Origin of the sequence: Solibacillus sp. FSL R5-0691 (genome assembly GCF_037974225.1) — a bacterium.
Classification (GTDB): Bacteria; Bacillota; Bacilli; order Bacillales_A; family Planococcaceae; genus Solibacillus.
In genome coordinates, this window is sequence record NZ_CP150231.1 from 742,134 (window position 1) to 767,975 (window position 25,842).

Below are 25,842 nucleotides of genomic sequence, written 5' to 3' on the forward strand. Positions count from 1 at the left end.
ATTTCTCGAGAATAAGACGCCTCTTTTGTTTTGTTTACGTTTTGATGCCTGGAATAAAGAAGAAGAACGTTCTCTATTCCCTGGCAAATGTTCTACTTCCATCCCATTAACTTCTATTTTTCCGGTTTAATTGTTGAATAAAGGGTATGTTATTTTAAACGGTCCTAAACCCCTTAAAACAGCTTTTAAAATTTCACTAGGATAAATGCCAGTGAGTGCCCGATTAAGGCCTTTACGACTGTATAGAGGAGCAATTATACCTATGTCTATCCTCACGACTATAAAACGATTCATAGCTCTTTTCCGGAACTTCGAATAACCCCGGAAATTAAAAAAACCAGCCTGCACAAATGCACAGCTGGTGAAAATATCATATAAGTTCGTTTTAAAAATAAATTAATAGGTCGTACGTTCTTTTGCACGCCAAAGTGTAATTTCGTCGGTCATAATACGTTCTACTTTTTGCTGAAGCATACGTTTCTTTAATTCGCGTTCTGCCAGTTGCTCATTGATCGAGTAGATTTCGGCAACTTCAGCTGTTGTAAGGGTGCTGAAACGATCGAATAACTCGTCTAATGCAGGAACCGGTTGGCGAATTAATTCTTCCCCAAGCAACTCTGCTAAAATATGCTCGTAAACTTCATAATTATAAGAACCGCTTACTTTCAGGCCTTCATCCTCAATGCACTCATTGAAAAATACGATGCTTGGTATTTCTTCAACTTCCATTTCGCGAGTTAAGTATAAATCGCATTGGAAGGCACGCGCTGCTTCTTTTGAACCAAAGTCGGACACGAACTCATCCATATCCAGGCTGACTTGCTGTGCAATTTCAATTAATGTTGCATGGGAATTGATATTGCGTGTATTAAGTGTTGCAACTTCCTGGACTTTGTTTAAATAGCGGAAACCTGCCCGCTTTCCTTGAAGTTCGGCCGCTTTAATAGCGATTGAAGGTAATGCTGGATGTGTAATATCCAATTCCGCTCCGGAAACACAGCCTTTCATCCGGCTCGTCATGCTGTTAAGGGCAGCGAGTTCCGTACTAAGGACATATCGACATGTAAAGTAATGACCGTATTCTACTTGCAGTTTTCGCATTGTTGTTTGTAGGGATAATGCTTTCTCGCAAAGAGGGTCAATAAAAATATAAAGCTCAATCGGTTTATTACATGTAGAGGGTGCTACAGGTTGCTGTAAAAGTTGGATATTATTCACTCAAATCCCTCCTCATCATTTGGGGCGTTGACCATATGGTGAGCAGTCATAACGAGACGCTTATAGTAAACTTCACGGAATTTTCCGTCCAAGCCCACTTCGTCCATCGCCTCTGCCATACATTCAAGCCATGCCTGGGCACGATCGGGTGTAATTTTAAAATGCATATGTCGAGCACGCATCATCGGATGGCCGTGTTCTTCTGAGAAAAGGTTAGGGCCCCCGAGATACTGCGTTTGGAATTGTATTTGTTTACGAATTGTTTCCGTCAGATCTTCAGGAAAAATAGGAATTAATAAAGGATGCTTCGCCACTCGAGAGTAGAACGCGTTAATTAATTCAGAAAGCTTTTCAGCACCGAGTTCCTCATAAGGAATCGTATATTTTCGATTCATTAGTTATACTCCTTTGTGTCTTTCTTTGCCAGTATATGAAATATGAATGTCATGTAAGTAATGTAAATTTCATTTAGGCGATACAATCATTCTAGCAACGTAAGGCCGTTTTAACAAATAAAGTGCCCTGCCAAAAAATTTGAAGGGCATTTCACATCTATTAACACCACGGTGGAATAGTTGATTTAATAGATGTTCACACCAATTTTCCATTTAATCCAAATTAGAACATATCAGGAGTACTTACAATTAAATCCCAAACATCCCTTTTGGCTTTCGTCTTCAAATTTTCACTGCATTTTTAATAACATCACACATTCATATAGTTCATTATTTTTTTGACATAATTTTGAGTTTCTTGGAATGGAGGGATCCCCCCATATTTTTTTACATTTCCGGGACCCGCATTATAGGCAGCAAGCGCTGTTTCCACATTATTATCAAACTGATCAAGCATTTGGCGTAAATATTTTGCGCCGCCCATAATATTTTGTGCAGGGTCAAAACGGTCAGACACTCCTAAATAGCGTGCTGTTGCAGGCATAAGCTGCATTAAACCGGATGCTCCGGCAGCGCTTGTCGCAGAAGCATTGAAATTAGACTCCTGTTTAATAACAGAAGTGATCAGTTTTTCAGGTATATTATATTTCTTGGCAGCTGCAGTTATTTCAGCTTGATAAGTCTCAGCTCCGGCAAAGAAATTTGCAACATCGGTCTTTCTTGTGAAATCCGTCATATACTGTTCAATTGTTGATGTATCATTACTTGCTGAGAGACTGCTGAATGTCCCTGGTAAATTCGTCAAGTTCGATGAATTATTCAACAAAAATGATGCGATATAGTTTTGAGCAGCCGAGTTTTGCTGCGAATTAGAAGTTTGTGATGAATCCGTTAACTGCTGGAAAGTGCTCACATCACCGAGTCCATTCAGTGAACTTGATAAAGATTGTCCGTCTAAAATGTCGCTCATTAAATCGGAAAATAAAGTCGACGTAGATGATGATGATGATGATGATGATAATACACTTGAGCTTGACTGATTGGATGTATTTAAATTTTGAATTGCCTGAAGTTCGAGCAATGTTTTCATTGATGAAATATCCATCACAGCACCTAGCCTTTCTGATTGTTTAAAGCCGTCATAAAGCGCACGATTTTCTTTTGCGCAGGCTGTGGCTCAATTTCATGATGTGCCAAAAATTCGGAGAAAATTTGTTTTCCGACTGCTTCATCATGTGTCTCATATTCTACCTCATAATCGTCGCAGTGCAAATAGAAAGAATGGTCAAATACGAGCAAACCGCCTTTGTATGGGATTTCCACCCGGTCGGTCGTCAATGTTCCGTAACATTGTAAATCGGCAACGGGAATTTTAAATAGTGCAAGCCTTTCGTTTACAGAATACGCGGGTACTCCTTTACCTGCCAGCATATGGTCTGCTTCCTCACTTGTTAAATAGTCAGTCGTTTCTAAATGCTGATGCTTGGAAGCTTTTTCTTTTAACGTTAATTCAATCGAATCTTCTGTAACACGAATTCGAAGAGCACTGTGAAGTTGTTTTAAATGGCTTTCCTTTGTATCAAAGTAATGATTAGCTTGGCGGATAATTTGCTCGTTCTTTATGGAGAACGTTTCGAGAAGCTGTTCATACTGCGATTTTGTTAGCATATTTTTAAATTCTATTTCAATTTGCTGTGTCATTGTCAACGTCCTTTTTATTAATAGTATTGAATTAAATTCCGATGATTGAAAGAAGTCAAACGTTTCTGCACCAACCGAGTGTCCTATGGTAAAATGTGAAGGGTAGATGAATCATCAATTTTATTATCGGAAAATTTTCGGTGATGAAAAGAAAAAGGAGATTAATTCATTGCGAAACGTATACATAATCGATCATGTTGAAGTAGTACATAGTGAAATCTATTTTATTTTAAATGAAAAGAAACAACTTAGCCAATTGCAATCGACAGGACAAGTGATTGTCGATTCGGATAATGAGGCGTTTCTTTATATCATAGAAGAAAATGAGGCATACAGTTATTTAAGCTTTGGGAAAAATGTATGGTCGCAGCTATTACAAATGTTATTGGCAGAACAAAAAGCATACTTGAAAGTGGAGGACGGTCTGCTGCCGCTTCAACAATTTGCTGATGAATTACAAGGATTGCTTTATAATATTGAAGGCAACAGCAACTATGGAGATCAATTTGTTGAAAATATTGAAAAGGCATTTGCCGAATTCTTTAATAAATAGCATAAAACTTAATTATCACAAGAAAAATAGCCATTTTACGTGATTTAAGTGTGAAATGTGTATTTCTCGTCTACAAGAAGTATAATTGTTTGAAACAACGTGTTGATGAAATAGTGTGACAGGTATGAACTATTTCTAGTTGGGGGGTTTTTTAATTGGGGCAGTGGGAAGTATTTTTGAGTCCATATCGACAAGCTGTGGATGAACTTAAAATTAAATTAAAAGGGATGCGTTCGCAATTTGGTATTATGAGTGCCAATTCGCCAATCGAATTTGTTACAGGCCGTGTAAAACCACTTGCCAGTATATATGACAAATCGCTTGATAAAGGGATACCATTCGAACCGACTGCGCTTTTAGGAAATGAATTGCAAGATATAGCCGGTGTACGGATTATGTGTCAGTTCGTTGATGATATTGCTACTGTAACGGAGCTAATACGCCAGCGTAATGATATGAGAGTTATCGAGGAAAAGGATTATATTACACATAGTAAACCGAGTGGCTATCGTTCACACCATATGATTATTGAGTATCCGGTTGAAACGATTCAAGGGCGCATCGTAGTCGTGGCGGAAATTCAAATTCGAACATTGGCAATGAACTTCTGGGCATCCATTGAGCATTCTATGAACTATAAGTATAAAGGGATTTTCCCTGAAGAAATAAAAAATCGACTGCAAAGCGCAGCCGAGGCAGCATTCCGGTTAGATGAAGAAATGTCCTCCATTAGAAGTGAGATTCAAGAGGCGCAGGCATATTTCAGTGAAATAAAAGAAGCAACGAATACAGCTATCCATAAGTCAACTGACAAAGAGGAGCGTGACAAATAATGAAGTTTTCAATACAATCACGCAGAGATGACCAATCAAATGAATTGATGGAGCTCGCAAAATCTTATTTAATTGATTTCGGTTTACAATTTGATGAACAAGAGCCTGAAATTGTTCTTTCGATTGGCGGCGATGGAACATTACTCCATGCTTTCCACCGCTATTTGCACCGTCTGGATAAAACAGCTTTTGTCGGGATCCATACAGGACATTTAGGTTTTTATGCCGATTGGAAACCTTCAGAGCTGGAAAAGTTAGTATTGTCGATTGCCAAAAAGGAATACAATGTCGTGGAATACCCGTTGCTGGAAGTGCAGGTACACCGCCTGCATTCCGAATCCAGTACATTTCTGGCGTTGAATGAAGCGACGATTAAGTCGCCGGACGTAACGCTTGTGATGGATGTGGAACTGAACGGCGAACATTTTGAACGCTTCCGTGGGGACGGTTTATGTATTTCGACACCTTCGGGCAGTACAGCTTACAACAAAGCGCTGGGCGGAGCGATTATTCACCCGACATTGCAGGCTTTGCAAATAACGGAAATGGCATCGATCAACAACCGTGTGTTCCGGACAGTAGGGTCTTCCCTAGTATTGCCGGCACATCATAACTGTGTACTAAAACCCGTACATGAACAGCAATTTAATATGACGGTCGATCATATTAGCATGACGGAAACAGATGTAAAGTCCATTACATTTAATGTGGCAAATGAAAAAGTGCGTTTTGCACGTTTCAGACCGTTCCCGTTTTGGGAACGTGTGCATGATTCATTTATCTCGAATGAATAGAATGAGGAACTATGGATAAACGATTTCAATTACAATTTACCAATAAGGTCGATCAGGAGCTTTTGCGTGACGCAATTGCTCACTGGGGCATTTCAAAGCGTGCATTGACTGCCATTAAATTTGATGGTGGGGCACTTTTAGTTAACGGAGAAGAAAGAAATGTGCGGCATCGTCTGGCAGAAGGCGATGTTGTGACAATTATTTTCCCGGTAGAAGAAGCAAGCGAAGGGCTGATACCGGTACAAGGAAAATTGTCTGTAGTGTATGAGGACGAGGCAGTGCTCCTTGTCAACAAACCGGCCTTTATGAGCTCGATTCCTTCTCGGGAACACCCGAATAATTCGCTTGCAAACCTTGTATACGGCTATTTTGAACAGCAGCAGCTAGCGTCGACTGTTCATATCGTAACAAGACTTGACCGTGATACATCCGGGCTGATGCTTATAGCGAAGCATCGTCATATCCATCATTTAATGAGTGAACAGCAAAAAAAGGGACAAATTCACCGTGAATATGAAGCGGTAGCAGAAGGAATCATTGAACAAGCTCAGCAATCCATTATCGCACCGATCGGGCGGAAGGATACGAGTATTATTGAACGTGAAATACGGCCGGATGGACAATTTGCCCATACGGATGTAACGGTGCTGGCTCGTAAAAATAATATGACCTATATTCGCCTGAAGCTTCATACAGGAAGAACCCATCAAATACGTGTTCACATGGCTTATATTGGCCATCCATTAGTGGGGGATGAATTATACGGGGGCAATCATACATTCATTGACCGTCAGGCACTCCATTGCCGCTACATTGAATTTGAACACCCGTTAACGAAAGAAAGAGTACACTTTGAAAGCAAGCTGCCGGACGAGATTGCTTCATTGATTAACTAATGCAAGATGCCAAGATTTCATTGGCATCTTTTATTTTTGGTGAAAATGGGAATATACTGTTGAGAAGAAAATTACGTAAGTCGTTAGTCGATTATGGGAACATACGAAAAAAGTAATGATAACACGTAATAGTCTTGACGAGGACAGGTAATACATCATAAAATAACTCGTTATGAATAGTTGAAAGGAGGGGGCAAGCATGATAGAGGAAAAAAATGATGAAATCCAGTACGATGAAGCGTTTTTGCGAATGCTGCTTGATGAAGAAAATATTGAAGCATTCCGCGAACATTTCCTTGTACTTCATCCATATGATCAGGCACAGTTTTACGAAGAGGTGGGCCCTGACATACGGCAAATTATTTATCGTTACTTGTCTCCTCAAGAAATGGCAACCATTTTTGAAACAACTGAAATCGAGGACGATGAATATAAAACATATCTAGATGAGATGGATCCATCATACGGTGCGGCCATGTTTGGCTTCATGTATACCGATAATGCGGTAGATATCCTCAATGAATTGGATACGGAGCAACGTGAAAATTATTTGGACATGATGGATGAAGAAACCGTCGATGAAATTAATGAGCTTTTAGGCTATGAAGAATATACAGCCGGGGCTATTATGACGACAGAATATGTATCGGTCGTTGAAAGTGCAACAGTTCGCGAAGCAATGCGCGTGCTGCGGCAGGAAGCCCAAACGGCCGAAACGATTTACTATATTTTTGTAGTGGATGAGGAACATCGATTACTTGGTGTCATGTCGTTAAGACAACTAATTGTCGCGGAAGGTGATTTATATGTCCGGGATATCATGAGTGAACGTGTCCTATCCGTAAAAGTAACGGATGACCAGGAAAATGTCGCGAATCTGATTAAGGACTATGACTTACTGGCCATTCCGGTCGTCAACGAAAACAGAGAGCTTCAAGGGATTATTACGGTCGATGATATTATCGATGTCATTGAAGAAGAAGCAGAAGACGACTACTCCAAGCTGGCAGGTATTGCGGACATGGATGATAATGATGCAGGTCCTTTGCGCGCGGCAGGCAAGCGCTTGCCATGGCTTATTATTTTACTGTTTTTAGGAATGCTGACATCGGGACTTATGGGAATATTTGAAGCCACACTCGATAAAGTCGCCTTGCTTGCAACATTTATCCCGCTTATTTCCGGTACATCCGGTAATAGTGGAACCCAGGCATTGGCTGTTGCGATAAGAGGGATTGCAACCGGGGACATTGGCGGAAAAAGTAAATTAAAACTGATCATGCGGGAATTAAGTACAGGACTTATTATGGGGGTAGTGAGCGGTGCAATAGTTGTCGGCATCATTTTCTTTTGGAAGGGAACATTAATGATCGGTCTGCTTGTCGGAGCAGCGATTTGCTGCTCGATTATCGTTGCGACACTTGCCGGCTCGTTTATTCCCATTTTAATGCATAAGATGGGGGTTGACCCTGCCGTTGCATCAGGACCTTTTATTACAACGTTGAATGACGTCACAAGTATTATTATTTATCTTGGGCTTGCAACATCGTTTATTAGCCGGATTCTGTAAGGAACGATTTGAAAAGACTTTGCATATTGTATGAAAAAGGATGTGGAATGTGGAAATTCACCCATTACTTTTTATTGCAAGTCCGATTTATATACAAGAAAAACGAGTCGAAATAGAGGAAGAAAGTACATCAATTTATGTACGACCTGCCACTGAAAAAATTGAAAATGCCCTTATTGCCCGACAGCTCCATTATTTTTCGAAACCGACGAAAGAGCCGAGGGTATTGGTATTTATAATGCAATCAGGTGAAAAAATTCACGGATCCATCGATAAAATAAGTGGTAGTCAAGTTTTGCTGAATTGCAATGATACAAAACGCTGGATAAAAGCTAATGAGATCGTGTTAATTCACAATACTTTATAAAAAGGAGGAGCCAAGTTAATGGCTCCTCTTTTTTAGTTTCTTCATAAAAGAAAATACAGCATCTCGCACATAGAGCGCGAGATGTGTTATTAATATGAATTATTCACAAATGCCAAGGTACACATCATCGATACATTGAACAGCACAGAAGCAATCTAAATCAACTGTGATACAGCTATCTGAAGCCTCAAATTGTGTCACTTTACATACTTGACGGAAATCAATAGCTGTTCCGTGATCGTTTAGTAAATCAACTGCATGTTCTTTGTCATCTTGTGGTACAAGAACACGTAATGTTGCACAGCAGCCATCGAATACGTCTTCAACACGGAAATACATTGATACACAAGGACAAGCGTGGCCATCTGCTGTAGTGAATGTAGCAAAGAATGGAGAGCCATCCTTGTTTAATAAAGTAAATACACGTGTGTCGACATTTGAACGTGATGGGTTAACAATTCCACCAAGTGGCTCTAAGAAACAGTTTGTTGTACAGCGACTGCATTCATCCTGTACTGCCGCATTTTGAATTTCTAAAATCGCACGGACAACCTCACAAACACAGCCACGTGATTGGTGATGTCCACCAGTTCCACCTACATCATTATTACCTCTTCCACAACCCATAAATTTTTCACCTCCTGTATACTTAACTCTTACTAATAATATGACCCGGTTTCTAAAAGAATCGGGCGAATGAACAGGTTTTCCCAAACTTCTTTGGGCGATGAATAATTCAAAATACGACCGGTTATACTTGGAGAAAAATGGACAAAAGGGGGGACTGCTATGTGGAAGGCAATTTTGACATTGAGTTTGCTTTTAATTCTTGCAGGCTGCAATGACCGGGAGAAAGTTGTGACGTATGCGCTGACAGACAATGAACAGAATCAGCAGGAAATAGAAAAACTTTTAAAGGAAGATGATGCAATTGAACAAGCGAATCTTTTAGTAATTGAAGATGAATTATTTGTGGCAATGCAATTAAAACCGTTTGAAAAATGGAACCGCAAAAAAATTGAAGAGGATTGGAAAAAGAAGTTGGAAGATAAATTTTCCGATAGCAAAGTCAATGTTTCCGCGGATTTTAAAATGTTTTGGGAATCGACTAAATTGATGGAAGAAAAAGACCAGAAAAAAATGCTGAAAGAACTGCATGCATTAAAAAAGCTTGCTAAGGAGGAAACGTAACTTGAAAGAACAACAATACAATACATTAAAAGATCAGATTACACCGAAATCGCCTATTGCCATCAATTGTTTAAAAGCTTTTGCAGTTGGCGGTGTAATTTGTTGTGTGGGACAAGCAATTTCTTTTTTTTATATGATGTTTTTTGATTTTACGGAAAAAACGGTAGGTAACCCAACAGTGGCAACAATGGTGTTTATCGCCATGCTTCTTACAGGCTTTGGACAATATCGTAAACTAGGTCAATTTGCAGGAGCTGGAAGTGCAGTTCCGGTAACGGGTTTTGGTAATGCTGTTGTGTCTTCCGCAATTGAAGGAAAAACGGAAGGACTTGTATTAGGTGTAGGGAGTAACATGTTCAAGCTTGCCGGCTCTGTTATTTTATTTGGGGTCGTATCGGCCTTTTTTGTAACCTTGATTAAATTAATACTAGTATCGGTAGGTGTCGCGGCGTGGTAATTGTCTTTCAGTCAAAGCCATCCATTCTTTCCTCAGGTGTTGTAGTAGGGCCTTTGGAGAAGCGGAGTGTCTTTCAAACATATTTTGACAAAATATCAACCGATGAACGGTTGCAAAAAGATTCGAATGAGAAAGGGAATGCCGTGCTGATTTCTGAAGCATGTCAGATCATTTTAAAAAAATCGAACTTAAAAAATTTGGATATTGATTATTTGCTTGGTGGCGATTTGGTCAATCAAATGACACCTACAAACTTTGCAGCCCGGGAACTGGCGGTTTCGTTTATCGGTCTTTTTTCTGCCTGTGCAACATCTGTCTCTTCTATAGTTATTGCTTCATTATTGACAGAGCTGGGTGCCAGTGACTTTTCTATTGCAGGTGCATCAAGCCAGCATAACTCGGTAGAACGCCAATTCCGCTACCCGGTTGATTATGGAGGTCAAAAGCCTGCAACTGCTCAGTGGACTGTAACGGCAGCAGGCTTTGTATTAGTTGGTAAGCATCAGCCGAAGCTTCCGTATGTAGAAGCCGCAACAATTGGAAAGGTAATTGATTACGGAGCAACAGATCCATTTCATATGGGTGGGGCAATGGCACCGGCAGCATTTGATACGATTCAGGCCCATTTGAAAAAGCGTTCACAAACAATAAAGGATTATGACGTCATTATGACTGGTGATTTAGGAAAAATCGGTTTGAAAATTTTAATTGCGATGTTTGCACAAAGCGGTGTGAAAAAAGAAGATTTATCAAGATTCCGTGATGCCGGTGCTGAATTTTACGGTGAAGATACTGCATTTTTGGCCGGGGCGAGTGGTGCAGGTTGTTCTGCTGCCGTCTACAGTGGCTATATGATGGAACAATTTAAAAGCGGGCGTTACAAGCGTGTATTACTAGTGGCAACAGGTGCGCTTTTATCACCGCTATCATTTCAACAAGGCGAATCAATTCCGTGTACAGCACATGCAATTGAAATCGGGATGGGGTGAGTACAATCGGCTTTACATTTTTAGTGGCATTTGTCGTTGGTGGATTAATTTGTGTAATTGGTCAGTTATTAATGGATGTAGGAAAGCTGACACCTGGTCATACTTTATCCATTTTAGTAGTAGTAGGAGCAATTTTGGATGGACTTAATTTATATGAAGCCTTAATAAACTTCGCCGGTGCCGGTGCAACGATTCCAATCACTTCATTTGGCAACTCATTGACACATGGGGCGATGGCTGAAGCTGAAAAGCACGGGTGGATTGGTCTTTTGACAGGTATGTTTGAGGTAACAAGTTCTGGAATTAGTGCTGCAATATTGTTTGGTTTTATCGCGGCATTAATATTTAAGCCTAAAGGAAAAGTAGATTAGACGAATACCCTCCTTTTTTTTGAGTGTTTGCATACACTACAAAATAGAAAGGGGGGTATAAGTATGTCTGGATATGGTTGGCAGCAACAAGGTTGGCAACATGGTGGTTGTGATTATGGCTGTTCCCCAGGCTATGGCGGTAATAATAGTATGACATTCGTATTGATCGTTGTACTATTTATTTTACTTATTATCGTTGGTAGCGTATTTATTTAAGGGAGGGAAGTAAACAGTATGGATCGTTCGTTTTTTAAAAAAGTGGAGCGCAAAACCGGCGTTGATTTCGATGAAATTATGACGCTTGCAAATGCATTGACGTATGCAGATTTCTCGGATGAAAAGCAAGTTCGAAAAATCGTAAAAAAGGTAAGCCGTCTTGCAAATAAACCGATTACAAGTGAGCTTGAAGATAAAATTGTCCAATCAATCATTCAAGACGGTAAGTCTTTGGATTTTTCGAAAATCGAGAAAATGATGAGATAATTCGGAACTTAAAAAGTGGCGTAACAAAACGAAAAACATCCATTTTCTCCGAAGAGAAATGGATGTTTTTTAACTTTTATGTGATTGAAAAGATTAAATTTTCTTTTCCATAGCACGGTGCGGAATGCCGGCATCCATAAATTCCGGAGAAGTGACAGTATAGTCCAGTTTCTCATAGAAAGGAATCGCATAGCTTTGTGCATTCAACTTAAGCTTTTCAAATGATTCATCTTTTGCATATTGTTCAACAGCTTCCATAATTAATGCACCAAGTCGTTTACCCCGGTAGTTGTTCAAAACGCAAACGCGTTCAACTTTTCCGACTTTCGGTTCGACTTCGCGAAGCCGTGCTGTAGCAATGGAATTTTCACCTTCATTTACTAAAAAATGAATGGCTGTCTCATCGTATTCATCTAATTCCAAACTTAATGGAACCCCTTGCTCTTTGACGAACACTTCTTTGCGTAGTGCAAATGCACGTTCGCGGTCTTCGTCGGTTGTAACTAATTTTACATCAAACACGTATTACTCAGCTCCAGTCAATTTGTAGGTTTCGTAAGTTGTCCATGAGCCGTCTTCCAATTGGTAAAGCAAGTGGAAACGATCGATTGAATCTTTTTCATCTACTCCAACCATACGCAACTGACCGTAAATATCATCATGCTCGGAAGCGCTCATTTTTTGCGCGATAGTAATATGTGGCGCAAACACATGCTTTGGCGCACCAAAAGTGATTTTTTCCTGAATAGAATTATGAATATTTTCTAATTGTGGTGTCGGTTCGATTCGGAAGTATATGGCATTCGTCGTCGGATAAAATGAACTGATTCGAGAGGCGTGAATTTGTAAAGGTGCAAACCTTGAAGCCACTTCCTGTAAGTGCTTGGAGATTTCTCCGATTTCAGCTTCATCCGCGTCAAACGCATCTTTTAATGTAACGTGAGGTGTGATTAATGCATAATGCGGGTCATAGCGTTTGCGATAAGTGTTCGCTAAATCTTGTAATTTTTTAGATGGAAAAGCAACAATACCGTATTTCAAATTCATTACCCCCTAAAAATTTTATGAATAATTTCATATAGCACTGTTCTATATGAATGTGAGACGTCCTGTAAATGGCATAGATTTATACAACTATTCATGATTGATAATCTAGATACAGCCACACCAAGGCGTAATTGTTTTCATTATAACAGAAAAATTTGTGAATAAACATTTACAACTCACTGTATTATCCGAAAATTTCAATTAGTGCACGTTTTAAATCAGGTTTCCAGTAAGTCCATGTATGATTTCCATTGAATTCTTCATAGAATGTATCAATACCATGTTGGACGAACAATTGGTGCAGCTCACGGTTCGGTGTCAGCAGATCTTTGACAGTGCCATCCTTTAAGGCCACTTGATCTTCCTGAAGACCGATGATATGGTACAACGAAAGAATATTGATATTTTTCGCATCTTTAACAGCCTGCAATACAAGCTCATCTACATAAGGTGATTGTAATACTGCTTTACCGAAAATATTAGGGTAATGGATGGCAGTCATTAATGAAATGGTTGCAGCCATAGAATCACCTATTAATGCACGCCCACCGCCAACTTGTGTAGTTGAAAATTCATCATCTAAATAAGGCACGAGCTCATGTGCCAAAAACCGCATATACGCTTCAAATTGATCTCCTGCCGGTATATATTTTCTCTTTCGATCTTCATAATTTTTGTATGGCACACCAACAATGATGGTATTTTCAATTTCATAGCCATCGATCAGTTCATCAGCGAGACGTGGAATTCCCCCTAATTGAAAGTAATCTTTACCATCGGATGCGATTAAAATGTTATATTCGTATAGTGGAGAATAATTTGCTGGAATATAAATTAGTAATTCTAACTCTTCGTTTAATGCATTGCTAAAAAAAGTAACATCTTTTACTGTGCCTCTCTCCAATGTTGTCACCCCTGTTTTTTGATGTATCTAAAATTGTATCATATAGTAAAATAAAGGTGTAATATATAAAAAAAGCTATAAATCTTGCCTCTGAAGCTGAACTTTCGAGGCAGTATAATGACTATCCGTTAATGCGGAAAAAATGAGTGCCTAAAATAAACAGAAGTGAGGATTTCTTATGCATAATAAAAATATTCGTGTACACTCAGACGAAGTAACAAAAGCTACATATGACGCGTTGGAACGCCGTCATGTGAAAATTGAGGATATTGCGGAAATCGTGTTTACGATGCAATCACCATATAATGAAGGTTTAACTATTGAACACTGTATTCAATCGGTTGTTCGTGTATTAAATAAACGTGAAGTGCAGCATGCTGTACTAGTCGGAATTGAACTTGACGAACTGGCGGAAAAAAGATTGCTGTCAGCACCGCTTCAAGCAATTATCGAGGCAGATGAAGGGCTGTTTGGCGTTGACGAAACACTGGCATTAGGCTCAGTATTTACGTATGGTAGTATTGCCGTTACAACTTTCGGTCATTTGGATAAGCAAAAAATCGGGATTATCGAAAAGCTTGATACAAAAGCTGGCGAATCGGTAAATACATTTTTAGATGATTTAGTAGGAAGCATCGCAGCCTGTGCAGCTTCACGTCTGGCACACCGTATGCGAGATTTAGAAGAAGAAGGCGGCACATTTGCAGATATTCCACCGGTAGACTTAGGACCCAATCCTAAGCCAAATACGGATATTTAGAAAATTTTAAAATGAGCTATCAAGATGGACCAGAAAAGAACCTTAAAGTATTATCTTCGGTTTCGATACTGAAGATTTTTTTTGTGAAGATATTATTGATCCAGTTGAAAAAATAATACAAAAAAATCAAAATTATTGTGCTATCCGAGGATAGATAATAGACTTAAATAAAATATGTTAAAGTAAGTTGGAAAAGAGGAGTATACAATGAGTGACAAGGATATAAAAACATTAATCACTAGCGGAACAATTATTTTAGCAGTTGTTCTATATTTAATATTCAGTTAAGACTTGAATCTTCAGTTAGGCAGTTTAACTGAGGATTTTTGAATTTATAGCTATTGTTATGAACGTAAAAAGTTGGGTAATTAAAGGCGGTTTTTTAAATGAAAAGAATTTTATGGTTGTTCTTGCCGGTATTAATATTAAGTGCTTGTACGGAACAAACAGATTTCAATACGGATGTTAATGACATCGAGAATATAAATAGTCTCGTTTCCAGCGTGAAGGAAAATGCGGATAAATATGATGTAAGCAAGTTTGAAGAATATAAGCTGGACAGTGTAATAGACGGCGATACGATAAGAATTATTTATAACGGAAATTCTGAGAAAGTACGGTTTTTGCTGATTGACACTCCAGAAACAAATCATGAGACTTTGGGAGAGCAACCATATGGACCTGAAGCAAAAGAATTTACGAAGCAGCTATTGGCTGGACAAGACAAAGTGTATTTGGAATTCGATGTTTCTTATCGCGACAAATATCAAAGACTTCTAGCGTATATATATACCCAGGATGGGATTAGTGTACAAGAGCAGTTACTGAAAAACGGTTTGGCAAGAGTTGCCTATATATATGATCCGAATACGAAATATGTGGACCGGTTCAAATCGTTACAAGAAACAGCACAGCAGTCAGCGATCGGAATATGGTCTGTTGAGGATTATGTAACAAACCGCGGTTATGATAAAGAAGCATTTAATGCTGCGGCAGGAATGCGCAATGGGGAGCAACAAGATAAAACGACAGCGGACGATAATAGTTGCGATATTAAAGGCAATATTAATAGAAAAGGTAATAAAATTTATCATATGCCCGGGCAACTTGACTATGAGAATACAGTAGCCGAAGAGATGTTCTGTTCAGTGAAAGAGGCTGAAGAGGCAGGATTTATTCCGGCATCCAGATAGAGTAGACCGTCAACTATGTACTATTACGAAAAGCAAAGGACCTCCAGACTAAATCTAAATGATTCATGTCTGGAGGTCCTTTTTATATGTGTTCTTTAAATTTTATAATTCGGAAGCATACTTGTTTAACTCTTTACTCATCGCTTCAATTTTCGTAATGATCTCAGAAATTTCTTCAGTAGAAGATGCTTGTTCACGTCCTACAACTACAACCTCTTGGATCGTGGCTGTAATATCATTCACTGATTTTTGGATGTTCGTTAATGTCTGTCTTATTTTTTCTGTGGAAGAAACTGTTTCAAAAGAAAGCTTTCTGATTTCATTAGCAACTACTGTGAAGCCAAGACCTTTATCTCCGGCCCTTGCTGCTTCAATCGCGACATTTAACCCTAAAAGGTTTGTTTGATCAGCCACTCTCTTAATGAAGTTTAATACTTCATCAGTATTTTTTACTTCTTCCATAGCATGATTGGACTGTTCTAATAATTTATCACTTATTTTTGAAAGACCTTCCGAGCTATCTGTGATCGATATAACATTGTTATTAGCTTTTTCAAGTGATTGTAAAATCTGATCTGAAATAGCTCTAAGTTGTTTTTCATTTTGTTTTTGTAGTTGGATGGCTAGTGCTCCAATTACCTGACCATTATCTAAAATTGGTGCAGCTATGCCGGTGAAAGGAAGTCCAAAGAACTCAGATGGAACTTCATCATTTATTATTACATTGTTTTTAATAACCTCTGCCAGAGGTTCCAGTGGATTTATTTTAGTCCCCGCACTTGCACCAATATCTATTTTTCGGCCCGGACGGTAAGTGAGCCATTCTTCTGTATCTGTTACCCCAAAAGCGATGTCAGGTAACATCAAGTGGAATAAAGGTAAGACTTCTAAATAATTTTGTAAGACCGGATGAATGGCTGTTTTTGAATATATTTTATTCATTTTTATTCCCTTTTTAGTAAATGCTTTCGAATAACCCGCTCATATGGATGATAAATATGGTATTTCTTTCAATAACATAGCATTGTTTTAAAATATATGCTACAACGTTTTTCCGATAGTTTAAAAACCTCGCCGATCAATAGAAAAGGAAAAAGCCGGGACGTAACGGTCTTTCGTAAATTCATGAATTTTCAATTTTCGCTCGTAAAGACTGATATTTCGTACAAGCTGAATAACGAGGTTGTCCTATATTCACCAGTCTTGGTATGATGTGATGGCAAAGAGATTTAAGCTTTAAAATATTCACCGGTAAGCAAAAATAATGGAATATGTAATCATTAGCTAAATACTAATTAAGGGGTAAGACGGATGACAAAAATTTTAATGTTACATGGTGTTAATCACAATATGTTTGGAAAACGTGATCCGGAACATTACGGTACGATTACTTTGGAGCAGATTAACAGCAATATTCAAGAATTAGCCAAAGAATTAAATGTTGAAGTAGAAACTTTCCAGACGAACCACGAAGGTGAATTCGTAGAAAAAATTCATGAAGCGTTCCTATCAGGGGTAGACGCAATTGTTCTAAATGCAGGTGCGTGGACTCATTATAGCTATGCAATTCGGGACGCATTGGCTATTTTCACAGGACCAATTGTTGAAATGCATATGTCCAATATTCATGCACGTGAAAGTTTCCGTGAAAAATCGGTATTCGCTGATATTGTAACAGGACAAATTTCCGGTTTTGGGGAAGAAAGTTACTTACTCGGAATCCGAGCTGCAGTCCAAGCGATTAGAAAATAATGATTTACACATACATCAAAATTTGTTTGTAAATGCTAGATGGTTAAATAGTTTAAGCGATTTCTATTTTAGAAATCGCTTATTTGAATAGGATGCATTTTATATTGATTTGCGACAAATATGTGAAGTTTGCAAAGGAAGTGAAGAATAAGTGTTAAATGAGAATATCATCAATTGAGAAAATAGCCGTTTTATGGCATGCTATATAGTGGTATTGAGAAATATTCTCTGTTAGGAAATTATAATTATATAGATAAGGAGGAGAAATAGTGTGAGAAGAGGTTTCTTCATATTTTTTGCTGCTCTTTTTTTGGTAGCGTTTACTTTACCGAATAATTCCTCTGCAGCGATTGCTGATGGTACATATGATATCAGTTATCAAGTTAATAAACCCGGGAGCAATTCCGCATCCATGGCGAATGACTATTTTTTAAAGCCCGCCAAATTAATTGTCAACAATGGAAAAATGACAATGCAGCTTACGATTAAAAACAGCAGCTGGGTTACACAGTTTAATCCTCCAGGCGGAGCGAAAGTAATCAGCTCAAATGAATCAGCAGACCAGCGTACAGTGCAGTTTACTGTTTCCAATGCAAATTTAGTGACAATCCCGATGAAAATCGACATTGATGATATTGATTACCATCATAGCTATAGTGTTGATTTTGTATTTAACAGCGGGGGGTTACCTGAAGCAAAAGCCGAGGAACCTAAAGAAACGGTAAAGCAGGAACCGGCTAAAACAGCTCCGGCACCTCAGGAAACACCGACAAAGTCGTCAGGAAGTAATACTTCTTCAAATACACCAGCATCATCAACAACTGAAAAGCAGAAACAAGAATCATCCGAACAGCAAGTGACAACAGAAACGACAAAGACAGATGATTCAACAAAATCCGAAGAAGAAGTTGTGTCTGAAACAAAGCAGGCTGAGGATTCTGAAGTCGTAGAAAATCCGGAGACGAGCGATGAATTACCATTAATGGCGATTGTTTTATTTTTGATAGCAGCCGTTGTATTCATTCGCACTAAGAAAACAAAAACTACATAGACAGATAGGGGAAATAAAAAATGACAAACAAATCAAAAGCAACTAAAGCGGTTTTAGCCTCATTACTAGCTACATCAGCAATCGTACCTGCAATGGCAGTATCTGCTGACACAACTACAGAAACAAAAGCAACAGAAGCGGCAACACCAACAGCTTCAAAAACAATTGACTTCAAAGTTGAAGCGGATGATTCATTAAAACGTTTTATTCCAACTACAGGTACATTAGTTGAGCGTAATGGTCAGCAATTTATCAATATTGAATTATCAGATGCGGTATTAGCAATGGTAAACAGCGTAACAGTGGCAGGACAACCTGCAATGGCTGAATATAACGGTAAAAAACATATCAACATTCCAGTAACTGCAGATTATGCTCCAGTTGAAGCTACTTTAAATATGACAATTACATTCGTCGGAAAAGATCCGGTTGATTATAAAGTGACGTTAACACCTGATGCAAAATCAATCAAAGAAGTAACGGAAACGACAAAGCCAGTTGAAGAAGTGAAAGAAGAGAAGATTTATACACCTGGTAAAACGTTTGAGTCTGTGGCAGATGGTACATACGCTATCAAATGGGATGCTTATAAAGAAAAAGTAGGAAACTACACAGCAATTACGAATCATTTCTCTCCTGATGCAAAATTAATCGTGAAAGATGGTAAATATTCTGTAGAGTTAACAATCACAGAAGCTTCAAAAGCAATGGTTCCGGATGTAACGATTGCTGGCAATAAAGTAGAGGCAAAAGACGGTAAGGTAACAATCGATATTCCATCAATCAGTGATCTGCATGAAGCATCAGTACATGTAGTAGTACCTGCTATGAATATGGACAAACAATATGACTTTAATTTCGCTATCGAAACAGCTGACCTGGAACTACCAAAAGCTGAAACAAAACCTGCACCGGTTGAGTCTGTAAAAATGGATGTTACAGCATTAAAGAACGGAACTCAGGAATTGTCTATTATGCACAATAAATATTTGGACGATGAAGTAACAGTGACAGCAACTGAAGGGGGCTATGATGTAGAGTTAACATTCCCTGAAGGTCAACATTTATTGGGCTTCGATGTTGAAGGCGCAACAGTTGCATTAAAATCAGAAGAAAAAGTTGGCGATAACACAGTAAAAATCTATACGTTATCAGTCAAAGATTTAGAAAAAATTTATACTGCTACAGCAGATTTAAAAGTAGTTCTTAACGGCACTGTATTATATGAAACTGCACATGATTTCCAAATGAAGTTTACTGAAAAGAACGCAACAACTGTTCCATTTAAAGATATCGCAAACAACGGAAATAAAGATGCAATCATTAACCTATACAATAAAGGGATTTTCATTGCAGCAGAAAAATTTAATCCAGGCAACAACTTAAAGCGTTCTCAATTTGCATTAATGTTAAACCGTGCATTAAAACTGGATGTACCGGCAAAAGCGAACTTCACTGATATCGTAAAATACGATGCTGAAACAAAAGCAGCAATCAATGCATTAAACGGATACGGTATTATTAACGGTAAAACTGCTACTACATTTGCACCTGGACAAGATGTAACGCGTAAACAAGCTGCTTTAATGATTTACCGTCTATTAGAGAAAAATGGCTATGAAGCATCTGGCGAAGTAGCGAAATTCTCTGATATGCCGAAAGAAGTGGAAGCTTCGAAAGCAATTTCTGAATTAAATAAATTAGGCATTATTTCTGGTTTTGAAGGAAAATTCAATCCGGAAAATAAATTAACACGCTCTCAAATGGCAAAAATCTTAAACAACACATTAACAGTTGTTGACGGTTTAAAGAAATAATTCAATGAATCGTAAATGGCTTATTACAAACAGCCATTGCTAATACTAGTTTAGGTAGGGTTGTGTTAAAAGCTGAGGCTTTTAATACAGCCCCAATCCTATTTTTAAGGTAAGGATAGTTAAGACGCTACGCTTAAATTGAACTAAACTTCCATCTAATACGGGATGAAATTTTACTTCAGTTTAAACAGCTAGGAGGAAAAGCAAATGAAAAAGTGGTTAATCGGTCTCGCACTGAGCATGGCGGTACTTGCGGGATGCGGAAATAGTGAACAGCAAGCAGCGTCAACCAACACCGGTGAAGATAATACTGCATCTGAACAGGCAGCGGCAGTTGAACAGGAGCACCGAATTATCGCCGGAACAGTTGTCATCGCACAAATATTGGACCGGTTGAATCTTGATGCGGTTGCTATTCCGGATACGGTAAAGGGTTTGCCGGCACGATTCGATGATCTGCCGAATATCGGAAATGCGATGGATCCGGATGCGGAAATCATTAAATCGCTTAATCCTACGGAGGTACTTTCCGTTTCCACATTGGAATACGACTTAAAGGATAAATTTGAGCAGTTGAAAATTCCGGTAGATTTTGTTGATTTAACAAGTATTGAATCAATGATGGACGAAATTACAGCACTTGGAGAACGCTACAACCGCGTGGACGAAGCGAAAGCTTTGAATGATGAACTACAGGCGGAAATTGATGCGGTAGAGGTGGCAGCAAGTAATGAAGAGAAGCCGCGTGTACTCATTTTACTTGGAGTGCCTGGCAGTTACTTAGTAGCAACGGAAAATTCCTATGCGGGAGATCTTGTCCGTCTTGCTGGCGGTGAAAACGTCATGGCTGGCCAGGATGCAGAATACTTGCCATCGAATACAGAGTATTTATATTCATCAAATCCTGACATTATTTTACGATTATCGCACGGTATGCCGGATGAAGTGATTAAAATGTTTGACGAGGAATTTACCAAAAATGATGTATGGAAACATTTTAATGCTGTGAAAAACGGACAAGTATATGATTTGGAAGAAGAGCTATTTGGTACAACAGCAGCATTGAATGTACCGGAAGCACTCAATGAGTTAGTAGAAATATTTTATCCATAAAACCCCTGCCTCCCAGGTTTACGCAGGGGGGAGGATATGCGGGGTTCCCCGTTCACCTTATTAATAACAATGTTGAAAAAGCAAAGTCTTGAGCGAGGTTTTGCTTTTCATCATATAAAGGATGTTTTCTGTGACCAAAAAAATTTTCAGCTTTATCGCTGTCACGGTATTACTTGTACTAACGAGCATTTACGCAGCGACTACTGGCAGTATACAGATGTCATTTACCGATTTTATAATGAATTTCTTTAATAGTGATAATGCGGATATGGCAGCGATTAAAGATTTGCGTTTTCCAAGAATCATTGTAGCGATATTCGCCGGAGCAGCTTTATCGGTTGCCGGTGTATTATTGCAGGCAATTATGCGAAATCCATTAGCAGATGCCGGATTCATCGGGATATCCGCGGGAGCAGCATTTACAAAATTATTTATCGTAAGCTTCGTACCGACATTATTTTTCTTCACCCCACTAGCAGCATTTATCGGAGGGGCACTTGCATGTTTCTTCGTTTTCCTGCTTTCCTGGAAATCAGGGCTGAATCCTTTAAAGCTGATTTTAGTCGGGATTGCGATTAATGCTATGTTCTCTGGACTTACAGAAGCGATGATCAGTTTCGGTGCATCGGCAACCGGTTCGATTACGTCAAACCTTTCTTTGAAAACTTGGGAGGATGTGTCGTTAATTGTTACATATGGCTCGATTGGTTTACTTCTTGCATTTATTTTATATGCTTCGTGCAATGTACTCGTATTATCCGATAAAACGGCAAAAAGTGTCGGTTTTAATGTGACAGGTGCACGTATATTCATAGCGACGGTTGCCGTGCTGCTAGCTGCTTCATCTGTAGTGGTGGCAGGGGTCATTTCATTTGTCGGAATTTTAGTGCCGCATATTGCACGCCGGCTTGTCGGTTATGATCATAAAGTGTTAATTCCGTTTACGGCACTGCTGGGCGCATTTATTATATTATTGGCCGATACACTTGGACGTACACTGTTCAGCCCGATGGAAGTACCGGCATCGACGATTATGGCGATAATCGGAGGACCATTCCTCATATTCCTACTTAGAAAAGAGTGACAACCAATATGGAAATTAAACAAGTAGTCGTTTCTCATGACGGAACGACCCGTCATTTAAATGCAGTATCGACCGCTATTCCAAAAGGGAAAGTGACGACAATTATTGGACCGAATGGCTGCGGGAAATCCACATTGCTAAGTGTCATGTCACGAAATAATAAACCGCTTGAAGGCCATGCAACGCTTGAAAACCGGGACTTGATGGAATATAAGCCGAAAGAGTTTGCCAAGAAACTGGCGATTGTTTATCAGCAAAACGAAATTCCGGCAGATTTGACGGTGGAGAAGCTTGTGATGTATGGTCGGATGCCGCATACTTCATTGTTCAAAAAGAGAGCGGAAGAGGATGAAGAGGCTGTTACATGGGCGCTTACTTGTACGAATCTGCTTGAAAAACGACATAATGACCTATCGGCACTATCCGGCGGGGAACGGCAGCGAGTTTGGATCGCCATGGCGCTTGCACAAAAGTCGGAAATACTGTGCCTGGACGAGCCGACAACATATTTGGATATATACTATCAGCTTGAGCTGCTGGAGCTCGTAAAGCAATTAAATGAACAGTACGGTTTGACGATTGTAATGGTGCTGCACGACATTAATCAGGCGATCCGTTACAGTGACCATATTATTTTAATGAAAGCCGGTAAAATTATCGCTGAAGGTGAACCGCGCGATGTGATTACAAAAGTAGTAATTAAGGAAGTATACGGGGTCAATTCCGTGTTTCATGAAGATGAGCAGCTCGGATTATATATGATGCCGTTAAGTATTTAATATGCGTAGGATCTTTCGAGTCGTCAGCGGTATCGTCATGATAATTTGCGCCGGGATTATTATCCGTTATTTTTTCAGCTATGAGAAAGTGGAAAAAGAGCTTGAAAATGCCCGGCAAATTGTCGAACAAAGTGAGCTTGCCTCACTTCAACAGCAAAACGATCATATAATCGGCTGGCTCACACTGGAGAATACTCGTCTTAATAATCCTGTTTTACAAAGGGACGATAACGAGTATTACTTAACACATAATTATTTGGATGAGAAAAGTCGCGGTGGAAGCATATTTGCCGATTTTCGCAATGAAGTAATGGAAGACCGTCATACGATTTTTTACGGGCATGTTTTGCGCAATGGTACGATGTTCGGAGATTTGCCTAAATTTAGCGAACAGGCATATGCAGAAGCCCATCCCGTTTTCTACTATGAAACAAATGACAAACGGTATGCATTGCATGTGTTTGCCGCCTATGAAGCAACGACCGACTTTTATTATATCGAAACACAATTTACAGACTATACCTATACGCAGTATTTAGAGGAAATTCAGCAACGTTCCGATATAAAACTTCCGGTTCAAGTAACGCCTAACGATAAAATTGTGACATTGTCGACTTGCACGACATCACAAAATGACAAAGAGCGTTTCGTCGTTCATGCAAAAGTAGTCGAACTAGAAAATAAGAGGTGAACTATGATGAAAAAAAGTAAAAAGTTAATGACTGCTTTACTTGCTGTTTCTGTATTGGCAGCATGTGGGCAAAAAGAAGAAGAACAAGTAGCGGAGCCTGTGGAACAGCAGGAAACATCGATAGATATCAGTGCAGAAGCAGAGCAGTTTAAATCGCTTTTAGCTGGGCAATTGGATAGCTTTGTAATTGATACCGAGCTTTTAGCGACTGCTATTAAAGAAGGGAAGCTGGAGGACGCACAGAAGCTGTATCCGCTAGTAACGATGTACTATGAACGATTACAGCCGCTGACACCAAGTTTCCCGGAGCTTGACGAAAAGATAAACGGTAACCTTGTGAAAGGAGAAGAAACGGAAACGACTGGTTTTCAACGTATAGCCTACGGATTATTCGATGAGAAGAAGACAGCAGGGTACGAAGAAATTGCCGAGGAACTTGTTGCCGATGTGAAGAAACTTCAAGCCGATTTTGCGACAATTGATGTGACGGAAAATAATGTGCTTGCTTCAGCTGTAACAATGTTTAAGGAAATGGCAAATACCCGACTTACTGAACCGAGCGTTGCAGGAAATGAAGTATATGCAGTGAAAGCACAAACAGAAGCAGCCGAAGATTTAATGGAAGTGTTTGTACCACGTGTTTCTACTGAAAGTGCGGATACTGCAACAAAAGAAATTACAGCATTAAACGAAATTGTAGCGTACTACGAAGTGGGTAAAGAGGATTACGTTAACTATAATCTCTTTACGGCAAAACAAGAACAGGAACTCATTACAGCGGTGACAAATGTCCAAAAGGCACTACAGCAAATGAATGATTCGATTAAATAAAGGAATAGACAGGCATAAAAATAAAGCAGTTCAAATTTTACGATCCGTAATTTTTGAACTGCTTTTTATATTGGAAAGATATATATTAATCCAGATGTGCATGCTTTATATAGTGAGTGGATGCCTGGGGAATGTCTTTATACGAAATTTCATCAAAAGCAACTAATGCCTCTTCATCAAATGTAATCGTTAGTATTTCTGTATTTTTGTTTTTTACAGGCTTGAACCATTTTAACGTAATATTATTGATTTCTTCCACATGCTGGATTTCATTTAGTAAGTTATAGCTGTCTTTCAGCAATGTAATTTCACTAAGAAATTCTGATGCCCTTAGGGAGACAATGACATTTTGTTTATCGTCAACCGGTATAATTTCGATATTCAGCATTATATTTTCAACAAACTGTTTCAGTACGATTTCACTCAACATCAGCATCGTATGAGTCTTTAGTTGCTCCTGTGTCATCGATGCCTTTGCTTCTATGATGGTTTCTTCCTGATCGGAATTCTTCATTTTTATAATATATTGAACTGAAACGGCGCAAACAAAAATTAGTAAGGCGAATAACATAGATGTCAGTAATTTATTTAAAATAAGGATAACCTCCTATGAACTTAGCGTAATAATCACTATTATATAGTTATTATGCCACAAAAAAATACTAAAAAGGACTGTCAATTGTGACAGTCCTTTTAAAAGTTAAGTATTTTGTTCTTCATTAGGAATAGTAGCAACAATTTCGTCAAAGTATAAAAATGATTCATCCTCAAGTTGTTTAACTTTCTGTTCGTTTAATCCAATAGATAATGGCCCGGAAAAAATCTCGCCCCACCAAGTTTCAGTAATAATCATTTTATATAGCCTCCTTGTACGATTGTTTTACATTGCTTATTCTGTTCGATTATTAATTTAGTTATGAAATTCCCATATGTCTTTATTTATAAACATTTCATTAAAAATTAAGACAATTTAATCATGAAGCCTCCTTTTTTTTGCAGGAT

At 38.9% G+C, this 25,842-nt stretch carries 33 protein-coding genes; 22 read left to right on the forward strand and 11 right to left on the reverse strand.

All coding sequences use genetic code 11. From position 1 onward, the window contains the following. Positions 1–396: 396 nt before the first annotated feature. The 4 genes from MKY51_RS03485 to MKY51_RS03500 all read right to left on the reverse strand — a co-directional run bounded on the left by MKY51_RS03485 (position 397) and on the right by MKY51_RS03500 (position 3,314). Positions 397–1,218, reverse strand: a complete 822-nt coding sequence (locus MKY51_RS03485; RefSeq protein WP_339175318.1) for a DsbA family protein — start codon at positions 1,216–1,218, stop codon at positions 397–399. Then, a complete protein-coding gene (locus MKY51_RS03490; protein WP_008403570.1) occupies positions 1,215–1,613 on the reverse strand; it encodes a hypothetical protein in 399 nt (132 codons plus the stop codon). The genes MKY51_RS03485 and MKY51_RS03490 overlap by 4 nt, the downstream gene beginning before the upstream one ends. Positions 1,614–1,923: 310 nt before the next feature. Continuing rightward, on the reverse strand, positions 1,924–2,718 hold the full coding sequence (locus tag MKY51_RS03495) for a lytic transglycosylase domain-containing protein (protein ID WP_339175320.1): 795 nt from the start codon (positions 2,716–2,718) through the stop codon (positions 1,924–1,926). Between the two features lie 8 nt (positions 2,719–2,726). Continuing rightward, the gene (locus MKY51_RS03500; protein WP_339175322.1) at positions 2,727–3,314 is read right to left on the reverse strand and encodes a CYTH domain-containing protein; all 588 of its coding nucleotides are present in this window, start codon (positions 3,312–3,314) and stop codon (positions 2,727–2,729) included. 106 nt (positions 3,315–3,420) lie between these two features. Here MKY51_RS03500 and MKY51_RS03505 point away from each other — a divergent pair, with 106 nt between their 5' ends. The 6 genes from MKY51_RS03505 to MKY51_RS03530 all read left to right on the forward strand — a co-directional run bounded on the left by MKY51_RS03505 (position 3,421) and on the right by MKY51_RS03530 (position 8,327). Continuing rightward, positions 3,421–3,867 (forward strand): hypothetical protein, encoded by a 447-nt coding sequence (locus MKY51_RS03505; protein ID WP_339175323.1) that lies wholly within the window; start codon positions 3,421–3,423, stop codon positions 3,865–3,867. Positions 3,868–4,022: 155 nt separating this feature from the next. Further along, entirely contained in the window at positions 4,023–4,700 is a 678-nt protein-coding gene (locus MKY51_RS03510; RefSeq protein ID WP_339175326.1) for a GTP pyrophosphokinase family protein, read from the forward strand. Next, on the forward strand, positions 4,700–5,494 hold the full coding sequence (locus tag MKY51_RS03515; protein ID WP_339175327.1) for an NAD kinase: 795 nt from the start codon (positions 4,700–4,702) through the stop codon (positions 5,492–5,494). Before MKY51_RS03510 ends, MKY51_RS03515 begins: the two co-directional genes overlap by 1 nt. An 11-nt stretch (positions 5,495–5,505) precedes the next feature. After that, a complete protein-coding gene (locus MKY51_RS03520; protein WP_339175329.1) occupies positions 5,506–6,390 on the forward strand; it encodes an RluA family pseudouridine synthase in 885 nt (294 codons plus the stop codon). Positions 6,391–6,589: 199 nt separating this feature from the next. Further along, the gene (mgtE, locus tag MKY51_RS03525; protein WP_339175331.1) at positions 6,590–7,960 is read left to right on the forward strand and encodes a magnesium transporter; all 1,371 of its coding nucleotides are present in this window, start codon (positions 6,590–6,592) and stop codon (positions 7,958–7,960) included. A gap of 40 nt (positions 7,961–8,000) precedes the next feature. Beyond that, complete coding sequence (locus MKY51_RS03530) at positions 8,001–8,327, forward strand: 4-diphosphocytidyl-2C-methyl-D-erythritol kinase (RefSeq protein ID WP_339175332.1); 327 nt, start codon at positions 8,001–8,003, stop codon at positions 8,325–8,327. A 99-nt stretch (positions 8,328–8,426) separates the two neighbouring features. Here the strand turns inward: MKY51_RS03530 and MKY51_RS03535 are convergent, their stop codons facing one another. Then, on the reverse strand, positions 8,427–8,954 hold the full coding sequence (locus MKY51_RS03535; protein WP_339175333.1) for a CotY/CotZ family spore coat protein: 528 nt from the start codon (positions 8,952–8,954) through the stop codon (positions 8,427–8,429). Positions 8,955–9,116: 162 nt separating this feature from the next. Between MKY51_RS03535 and MKY51_RS03540 the strand changes: the two genes are divergently transcribed. The 6 genes from MKY51_RS03540 to MKY51_RS03565 all read left to right on the forward strand — a co-directional run bounded on the left by MKY51_RS03540 (position 9,117) and on the right by MKY51_RS03565 (position 11,818). Next, positions 9,117–9,518, forward strand: a complete 402-nt coding sequence (locus tag MKY51_RS03540) for a YhcN/YlaJ family sporulation lipoprotein (protein WP_339175334.1) — start codon at positions 9,117–9,119, stop codon at positions 9,516–9,518. A 1-nt stretch (position 9,519) separates the two neighbouring features. Next, positions 9,520–9,975 (forward strand): stage V sporulation protein AC, encoded by a 456-nt coding sequence (gene spoVAC, locus MKY51_RS03545; RefSeq protein ID WP_339175336.1) that lies wholly within the window; start codon positions 9,520–9,522, stop codon positions 9,973–9,975. Beyond that, entirely contained in the window at positions 9,969–10,964 is a 996-nt protein-coding gene (locus MKY51_RS03550; RefSeq protein ID WP_339175338.1) for a stage V sporulation protein AD, read from the forward strand. Before spoVAC ends, MKY51_RS03550 begins: the two co-directional genes overlap by 7 nt. Positions 10,965–10,969: 5 nt before the next feature. Further along, positions 10,970–11,335, forward strand: coding sequence for a stage V sporulation protein AE (gene spoVAE, locus MKY51_RS03555; RefSeq protein WP_176142113.1), 366 nt, complete (start codon positions 10,970–10,972; stop codon positions 11,333–11,335). Between the two features lie 63 nt (positions 11,336–11,398). Continuing rightward, positions 11,399–11,551, forward strand: coding sequence for a YjcZ family sporulation protein (locus MKY51_RS03560; RefSeq protein WP_339175339.1), 153 nt, complete (start codon positions 11,399–11,401; stop codon positions 11,549–11,551). Between the two features lie 18 nt (positions 11,552–11,569). After that, a complete protein-coding gene (locus tag MKY51_RS03565) occupies positions 11,570–11,818 on the forward strand; it encodes a stage VI sporulation protein F (protein WP_079524802.1) in 249 nt (82 codons plus the stop codon). A 93-nt stretch (positions 11,819–11,911) separates the two neighbouring features. On the opposite strand, the gene MKY51_RS03570 is transcribed toward MKY51_RS03565, so the two are convergent. From MKY51_RS03570 to MKY51_RS03580, 3 genes are all read right to left on the reverse strand, one after another. Then, complete coding sequence (locus MKY51_RS03570; protein WP_339175340.1) at positions 11,912–12,340, reverse strand: GNAT family N-acetyltransferase; 429 nt, start codon at positions 12,338–12,340, stop codon at positions 11,912–11,914. A 3-nt stretch (positions 12,341–12,343) separates the two neighbouring features. Next, positions 12,344–12,859 (reverse strand): YjcG family protein, encoded by a 516-nt coding sequence (locus MKY51_RS03575; protein ID WP_339175342.1) that lies wholly within the window; start codon positions 12,857–12,859, stop codon positions 12,344–12,346. Positions 12,860–13,049: 190 nt separating this feature from the next. Next, the gene (locus tag MKY51_RS03580; protein WP_339175343.1) at positions 13,050–13,769 is read right to left on the reverse strand and encodes an alpha/beta hydrolase-fold protein; all 720 of its coding nucleotides are present in this window, start codon (positions 13,767–13,769) and stop codon (positions 13,050–13,052) included. Between the two features lie 178 nt (positions 13,770–13,947). Here MKY51_RS03580 and MKY51_RS03585 point away from each other — a divergent pair, with 178 nt between their 5' ends. Both MKY51_RS03585 and MKY51_RS03590 read left to right on the forward strand, forming a co-directional pair. After that, entirely contained in the window at positions 13,948–14,529 is a 582-nt protein-coding gene (locus MKY51_RS03585; protein WP_339175344.1) for a phosphatidylglycerophosphatase A, read from the forward strand. A gap of 386 nt (positions 14,530–14,915) precedes the next feature. Then, positions 14,916–15,722 carry a thermonuclease family protein gene (locus MKY51_RS03590; protein ID WP_339175345.1) on the forward strand — a complete coding sequence of 269 codons (807 nt, stop codon included), beginning with the start codon at positions 14,916–14,918 and terminating at the stop codon, positions 15,720–15,722. A gap of 102 nt (positions 15,723–15,824) precedes the next feature. On the opposite strand, the gene MKY51_RS03595 is transcribed toward MKY51_RS03590, so the two are convergent. Continuing rightward, positions 15,825–16,664 carry a methyl-accepting chemotaxis protein gene (locus MKY51_RS03595; protein ID WP_339175346.1) on the reverse strand — a complete coding sequence of 280 codons (840 nt, stop codon included), beginning with the start codon at positions 16,662–16,664 and terminating at the stop codon, positions 15,825–15,827. A gap of 369 nt (positions 16,665–17,033) precedes the next feature. Here MKY51_RS03595 and aroQ point away from each other — a divergent pair, with 369 nt between their 5' ends. The 8 genes from aroQ (at position 17,034) to MKY51_RS03635 (ending at position 24,840) form a co-directional block, all read left to right on the forward strand. Continuing rightward, entirely contained in the window at positions 17,034–17,474 is a 441-nt protein-coding gene (gene aroQ, locus MKY51_RS03600) for a type II 3-dehydroquinate dehydratase (protein ID WP_339175347.1), read from the forward strand. 271 nt (positions 17,475–17,745) lie between these two features. After that, complete coding sequence (gene isdC, locus MKY51_RS03605; protein WP_339175348.1) at positions 17,746–18,525, forward strand: heme uptake protein IsdC; 780 nt, start codon at positions 17,746–17,748, stop codon at positions 18,523–18,525. 20 nt (positions 18,526–18,545) lie between these two features. Further along, positions 18,546–20,342 carry an S-layer homology domain-containing protein gene (locus MKY51_RS03610; RefSeq protein WP_339175350.1) on the forward strand — a complete coding sequence of 599 codons (1,797 nt, stop codon included), beginning with the start codon at positions 18,546–18,548 and terminating at the stop codon, positions 20,340–20,342. A gap of 207 nt (positions 20,343–20,549) precedes the next feature. Next, a complete protein-coding gene (gene isdE, locus MKY51_RS03615) occupies positions 20,550–21,455 on the forward strand; it encodes a heme ABC transporter substrate-binding protein IsdE (protein WP_339175351.1) in 906 nt (301 codons plus the stop codon). A gap of 130 nt (positions 21,456–21,585) precedes the next feature. Next, a complete protein-coding gene (locus tag MKY51_RS03620; protein WP_339175352.1) occupies positions 21,586–22,539 on the forward strand; it encodes an iron ABC transporter permease in 954 nt (317 codons plus the stop codon). Between the two features lie 8 nt (positions 22,540–22,547). Further along, complete coding sequence (locus MKY51_RS03625; protein WP_339175353.1) at positions 22,548–23,318, forward strand: ABC transporter ATP-binding protein; 771 nt, start codon at positions 22,548–22,550, stop codon at positions 23,316–23,318. A gap of 1 nt (position 23,319) precedes the next feature. Further along, entirely contained in the window at positions 23,320–24,009 is a 690-nt protein-coding gene (srtB, locus tag MKY51_RS03630) for a class B sortase (RefSeq protein WP_339175354.1), read from the forward strand. A 6-nt stretch (positions 24,010–24,015) separates the two neighbouring features. Further along, complete coding sequence (locus MKY51_RS03635) at positions 24,016–24,840, forward strand: EfeM/EfeO family lipoprotein (protein WP_339175355.1); 825 nt, start codon at positions 24,016–24,018, stop codon at positions 24,838–24,840. 85 nt (positions 24,841–24,925) lie between these two features. On the opposite strand, the gene MKY51_RS03640 is transcribed toward MKY51_RS03635, so the two are convergent. Both MKY51_RS03640 and MKY51_RS03645 read right to left on the reverse strand, forming a co-directional pair. Continuing rightward, on the reverse strand, positions 24,926–25,354 hold the full coding sequence (locus MKY51_RS03640; protein ID WP_339175356.1) for a hypothetical protein: 429 nt from the start codon (positions 25,352–25,354) through the stop codon (positions 24,926–24,928). Positions 25,355–25,540: 186 nt separating this feature from the next. Then, the gene (locus MKY51_RS03645) at positions 25,541–25,693 is read right to left on the reverse strand and encodes a hypothetical protein (protein WP_339175357.1); all 153 of its coding nucleotides are present in this window, start codon (positions 25,691–25,693) and stop codon (positions 25,541–25,543) included. Positions 25,694–25,842: the final 149 nt, after the last annotated feature.

What these genes read in the sequence shown, in the direction of transcription:
- MKY51_RS03495 (WP_339175320.1), bottom strand. Translation starts at nt 2,718, where the DNA reads ATGGATATTTCATCAATGAAAACATTGCTCGAACTTCAGGCAATTCAA.
- isdE (WP_339175351.1), top strand. Translation starts at nt 20,550, where the DNA reads ATGAAAAAGTGGTTAATCGGTCTCGCACTGAGCATGGCGGTACTTGCG.
- srtB (WP_339175354.1), top strand. Translation starts at nt 23,320, where the DNA reads ATGCGTAGGATCTTTCGAGTCGTCAGCGGTATCGTCATGATAATTTGC.
- MKY51_RS03645 (WP_339175357.1), bottom strand. Translation starts at nt 25,693, where the DNA reads ATGATTATTACTGAAACTTGGTGGGGCGAGATTTTTTCCGGGCCATTA.
- MKY51_RS03515 (WP_339175327.1), top strand. Translation starts at nt 4,700, where the DNA reads ATGAAGTTTTCAATACAATCACGCAGAGATGACCAATCAAATGAATTG.
- MKY51_RS03560 (WP_339175339.1), top strand. Translation starts at nt 11,399, where the DNA reads ATGTCTGGATATGGTTGGCAGCAACAAGGTTGGCAACATGGTGGTTGT.
- mgtE (WP_339175331.1), top strand. Translation starts at nt 6,590, where the DNA reads ATGATAGAGGAAAAAAATGATGAAATCCAGTACGATGAAGCGTTTTTG.
- MKY51_RS03565 (WP_079524802.1), top strand. Translation starts at nt 11,570, where the DNA reads ATGGATCGTTCGTTTTTTAAAAAAGTGGAGCGCAAAACCGGCGTTGAT.
- MKY51_RS03530 (WP_339175332.1), top strand. Translation starts at nt 8,001, where the DNA reads ATGTGGAATGTGGAAATTCACCCATTACTTTTTATTGCAAGTCCGATT.
- MKY51_RS03520 (WP_339175329.1), top strand. Translation starts at nt 5,506, where the DNA reads ATGGATAAACGATTTCAATTACAATTTACCAATAAGGTCGATCAGGAG.
- MKY51_RS03490 (WP_008403570.1), bottom strand. Translation starts at nt 1,613, where the DNA reads ATGAATCGAAAATATACGATTCCTTATGAGGAACTCGGTGCTGAAAAG.
- MKY51_RS03535 (WP_339175333.1), bottom strand. Translation starts at nt 8,954, where the DNA reads ATGGGTTGTGGAAGAGGTAATAATGATGTAGGTGGAACTGGTGGACAT.
- MKY51_RS03625 (WP_339175353.1), top strand. Translation starts at nt 22,548, where the DNA reads ATGGAAATTAAACAAGTAGTCGTTTCTCATGACGGAACGACCCGTCAT.
- MKY51_RS03595 (WP_339175346.1), bottom strand. Translation starts at nt 16,664, where the DNA reads ATGAATAAAATATATTCAAAAACAGCCATTCATCCGGTCTTACAAAAT.
- aroQ (WP_339175347.1), top strand. Translation starts at nt 17,034, where the DNA reads ATGACAAAAATTTTAATGTTACATGGTGTTAATCACAATATGTTTGGA.
- MKY51_RS03635 (WP_339175355.1), top strand. Translation starts at nt 24,016, where the DNA reads ATGAAAAAAAGTAAAAAGTTAATGACTGCTTTACTTGCTGTTTCTGTA.
- MKY51_RS03505 (WP_339175323.1), top strand. Translation starts at nt 3,421, where the DNA reads ATGAATCATCAATTTTATTATCGGAAAATTTTCGGTGATGAAAAGAAA.
- MKY51_RS03540 (WP_339175334.1), top strand. Translation starts at nt 9,117, where the DNA reads ATGTGGAAGGCAATTTTGACATTGAGTTTGCTTTTAATTCTTGCAGGC.
- MKY51_RS03500 (WP_339175322.1), bottom strand. Translation starts at nt 3,314, where the DNA reads ATGACACAGCAAATTGAAATAGAATTTAAAAATATGCTAACAAAATCG.
- MKY51_RS03590 (WP_339175345.1), top strand. Translation starts at nt 14,916, where the DNA reads ATGAAAAGAATTTTATGGTTGTTCTTGCCGGTATTAATATTAAGTGCT.
- MKY51_RS03640 (WP_339175356.1), bottom strand. Translation starts at nt 25,354, where the DNA reads ATGAAGAATTCCGATCAGGAAGAAACCATCATAGAAGCAAAGGCATCG.
- MKY51_RS03610 (WP_339175350.1), top strand. Translation starts at nt 18,546, where the DNA reads ATGACAAACAAATCAAAAGCAACTAAAGCGGTTTTAGCCTCATTACTA.
- MKY51_RS03585 (WP_339175344.1), top strand. Translation starts at nt 13,948, where the DNA reads ATGCATAATAAAAATATTCGTGTACACTCAGACGAAGTAACAAAAGCT.